Source organism: Psychromonas sp. SP041 (assembly GCF_000470315.2).
GTDB lineage: Bacteria > Pseudomonadota > Gammaproteobacteria > Enterobacterales > Psychromonadaceae > Psychromonas.
Genome location: NZ_CBRF02000073.1, coordinates 1 through 3,837, shown reverse-complemented (window position 1 = coordinate 3,837; position 3,837 = coordinate 1). Strand labels below are relative to the sequence as shown.

The 3,837-nt window shown below is 33.2% G+C and carries 3 protein-coding genes and 3 pseudogenes; all 6 read right to left on the bottom strand.

The window, feature by feature from the left end:
- Nucleotides 1-683: 683 nt before the first annotated feature.
- A complete protein-coding gene (locus SP041_RS21405; RefSeq protein WP_346763653.1) occupies nucleotides 684-917 on the bottom strand; it encodes a hypothetical protein in 234 nt (77 codons plus the stop codon).
- Nucleotides 917-1,102, bottom strand: a complete 186-nt coding sequence (locus SP041_RS21400) for a hypothetical protein (protein WP_025565792.1) — start codon at nucleotides 1,100-1,102, stop codon at nucleotides 917-919. Before SP041_RS21400 ends, SP041_RS21405 begins: the two co-directional genes overlap by 1 nt.
- A pseudogene (locus SP041_RS21395) lies at nucleotides 1,071-1,262 on the bottom strand (hypothetical protein); the annotation flags it as partial. The pseudogene SP041_RS21395 and the gene SP041_RS21400, both read right to left, overlap by 32 nt.
- A gap of 105 nt (nucleotides 1,263-1,367) precedes the next feature.
- The gene (locus SP041_RS21390; RefSeq protein WP_170968588.1) at nucleotides 1,368-1,685 is read right to left on the bottom strand and encodes a carboxyltransferase domain-containing protein; all 318 of its coding nucleotides are present in this window, start codon (nucleotides 1,683-1,685) and stop codon (nucleotides 1,368-1,370) included.
- Between the two features lie 496 nt (nucleotides 1,686-2,181).
- Nucleotides 2,182-2,430: pseudogene (locus tag SP041_RS21385) on the bottom strand (LamB/YcsF family protein); the annotation flags it as partial.
- Between the two features lie 1,010 nt (nucleotides 2,431-3,440).
- Nucleotides 3,441-3,714, bottom strand: a pseudogene (locus SP041_RS21300) (DDE-type integrase/transposase/recombinase); the annotation flags it as partial.
- Nucleotides 3,715-3,837: the final 123 nt, after the last annotated feature.

Sequence of the window (3,837 nt, the reverse complement as noted above, 5' to 3'; positions counted from 1 at the left end):
CACACAGATTGTTTGATTAAATTGTTAAAGAGCGTGCCTTTCGGCTAGGCGGCGTATATTACGCGCCTTTCGAACAATGTCAACGTCTTATTTTAACTTAATTTCAAACCGAAGTTCGAATCGTTAAAGCGTTTATTTTATTCTCAGTCTTGGTTAGTAGCTTGCGCCTCCGTCCTTGTCTGTGCGGCGTATTATAGGGATCGCGAAACTATTCGCAAGCGTTTTATTGCGTTTATTTCAATTAAATGACTGAGTGATTAATTAAGCAACAAAGTGGAGGTATTTCATTCGGAAATGAGGTGTTCGTTCGCACAAAAGTAACATTTTGAGCTATTAAATACGTTTTATTACAATTGGTTTTATGTACTTAACCAGTAAATTCATCTTTTATGTATTGTTTTCAGGATTATATCGACTAGCTTTTACTCGTAATATTAAAAATATTGCATTAATAGGAAGGAATAAATTAATAACTTTGACATAAGTACTTCAAGATTGAATCTGCTTAAAGATTAGCTTTTTACATTTTCTCTAAACAAATAATATTCTTCTTGTTGAAGCATAACTTCCGTCTCATATAAATATTGTTTAAAAAATCTAATTTGAGTGCTTGGTGTTACTTGTATAAGTAACTTTAAATTTCTATTACAGGCGCATCCTATTTTTGGATAACTACCAATTGCTTATCTATCACGCATTAGTACTATCAGTTGTCCATCAGCTGAAATTTGAATAGCCCCTAAACCTATTCCTTTGGATATAAAGCTTTGCTCTACAAATTCAATCGATTTAGCTTTTAGTCTATAACCCATTCGATCAATATTAGAGGGCACTGTATATGTTTCATTAAACAAAGTATTTTTAGCAGCTGAACTGAAGTCATCAAATTGGTATGTTGGCAATACACCAGCATTAATTAACTTGCTGCCTTTTTTGTTAGTCCTCCTAACCTATTTCTGATAACGGTACTAACACTGCCTAGTGTTTTAGAAACAGAAAAACCACCGCTTACTGCAAGATAAGTACGTAATCCTTTTTTAGGAAATCCAATATCTAAAATATCTCCAGCTTTAGCATGTGATGATGACCAACATTGAATCATTTACCCATTTAAAGCGACCACCACATAAAGAGAAATTTGTTGCCTTTTTAAAGCAAGCTCGAAAGGGTCCCATAGTGACTTCAATTTGCGATGCATTCACATCATTACCTAATAATTGGTTTGACCAGTAAAACGAATGAGTGTCCATCGCTCCCCTAGGGCTTACTCCAACATCTTGATAACCATATCACCCAAGATCCTGTAATAAACTTAAAGGGCCTGCTTGAATAATTTCTAATGACATATTGCTTCAGCTTTATACATCTTAAAATTGCCCACCCATTGCTAAAAAGGTTTCTCTACCAATTGACTCAAACCGAACCTCATCACTCATGGTAAATTTACTTAGACAACCTTGTGAATGATCAAGTAAGTCTAATGGTGTCCGGCCTATCACTTGCCAACCTCCTAGAGGTTGACAGGGGTAAACTGCTGCTTGTCTGTCGGCTATAGCAACACTGCCTTTAGGTACATTTAATCTTGGACTTGCTTTACGTGGTATTGCCATTTGCATAGGCGTACTCCCTAAGACAGCAAAGCAAAGTGTAAACCCTATCGCAAAAAACGCGATAGCATTCTTCAATATGTAATTTAATAATTTCAGAAAAAGCTAAACCTGTGTGTTGGCTTATTTATTCATAGTCGAGCCACCTCTTTTTCATAATAAACTGACAATATTATTTGGCAGATTAAAGTTTGATTACGAATAGAGGTTTTGTGATTTATACTCTTTAACTGTTTTAATATCCTACCAATATGAGCAACAAAGCTTTGCAACCCTGTATTACGTGAATTACAGCTTAGCAATATTGAAGTATAAGACGGTATTATATCTAGTAGCATTTCATTGAGTTCAGTTTTTAATAACTGGCATACATTAGTTATACGGTCAGTTGTTTCAACAAAAATGGCATCTGAGAAATAAATAATTACACTATTTTCGTTGACAAGATTTATATGTATTCTGTAATTCTTATCTTTAGAACTTTAGTTATAACTACAGCTAACTCATCATCACCGTATATACATAATGTATCAGCTTTAATATTTAGCTTTGACCCATCTGTACTTATAACGCATTAATCTTTAACCAAACTCATAGCTTGTTCAAAAATAGGTTCTAAATATTTGTTATATGAATTAGGCTGATTTTTTGGTGTCAAACGTCTGTCATTTTGATAAATAAGGTCAACAAAAGCTTCAAAAAACAACTTAATACCATATTGTTCAACTAATTTTTGATAACGCTCATAATCAGGAACGGCCATTATCATTAATGGTAATTTATTGTTGTATTTAGCATCGGGTTTCATCATTGTATTATAGAGAGCACCATGTGGTTACACATAACAAATATCTGTACCATCACTTTGGAAAATATCATTTAATACGTCTAATTTATAAATGAATAACGCCTGTAATTCATATAATGGTCATTCAATAAAACGACGGCAAAAACCTGCAGATCGGCATAACCTGGGTGTGCTCCAATTTTATACCGTGCTTTTTTTGTACAGCAAACTATACGTAACATTACTTTCATACCGCAGGCTATGTTAACCATGTCCACAGAAGGCATTATTGCTTTATATTGACCACGCTCCTTCAATAACTCTAACCCATATCACAATTAATAAGCATTTTTTATTCCTTCATATTAATAGATAAACACATGTTATCTAATGATCGATTTAGATAATAAGAAAGCCCTGTTAGGTTTGTTGTATATATATAGTGATTGTAATTATAGAGAGTTAACATCTCTTGAAGCTTGCGCATACAACTCAGAAAGCGTTCTCATAATTTAGCAAGCTCACATAATGAATCATCAATCGATATATGGTCTAACGCTTGAATAAAGTAACATCACTAATACGTTTTGCTCTTTTTCTATGGTAGCCAATACTGAGTATTAAAACACTACGAATTATATATGTTTCATATTGAATATTTATTATTAAAACTGAAACGATATAAATAAAGAACGCATGTCTATTGAATTAATTAAAAGATATGGAAAAGCTCCACTAAAATACCTTTACTACACATTCAAGAGGGTAAATAGTGTACTAAAATTGCAATATTTATTAAAGCGATACAAACCAATATAAATAGGTCAGTATTTAATTAATATTCTGATCAAGCCCAGCCGGAAAGCTGACTTTGTAATTTATCATAATTAATCGCCGTTAAATTTCCGAGTGTTGTATGCAGTCGTTCATGGTTGTTATAACGGGCACATTATTCAACATCTATCATCATTGTTCCACGTGTTAAATAAACAACATTTAACAACCATTCATTCTTTAAACTACCAAAAAACCGCTCTACAGCAGCATTATCTAAACAAGTACCAACACTGTTCACCGATACGGTGATTTTATACTTATTCAATAAACGACTAAATCGTCTACTCGTATATTGATAGTCTCGATCGCTGTGAAACATCAAGTCAGCTTTAGGTTACTTAATGTAATTGTCATTTGTAATACACGCTCAACCAAATCAATTATCATACGCTTAGATATAGGCAATCCAGTAACTCGGCGAGAATATAAATCCATCACAACAACCAAATACATCCAGTCTTGATTAGTTCTTAAATAGGTAATACCATTTCCGATAAATATATGATCTAATTAAGCTTCTTACAAAGGAGCTAATATGAGTCACAATTTTGCTGAATTAATTAATGCGACAACCAATGCGAGACAACGATTAAAATTACTCGCTGT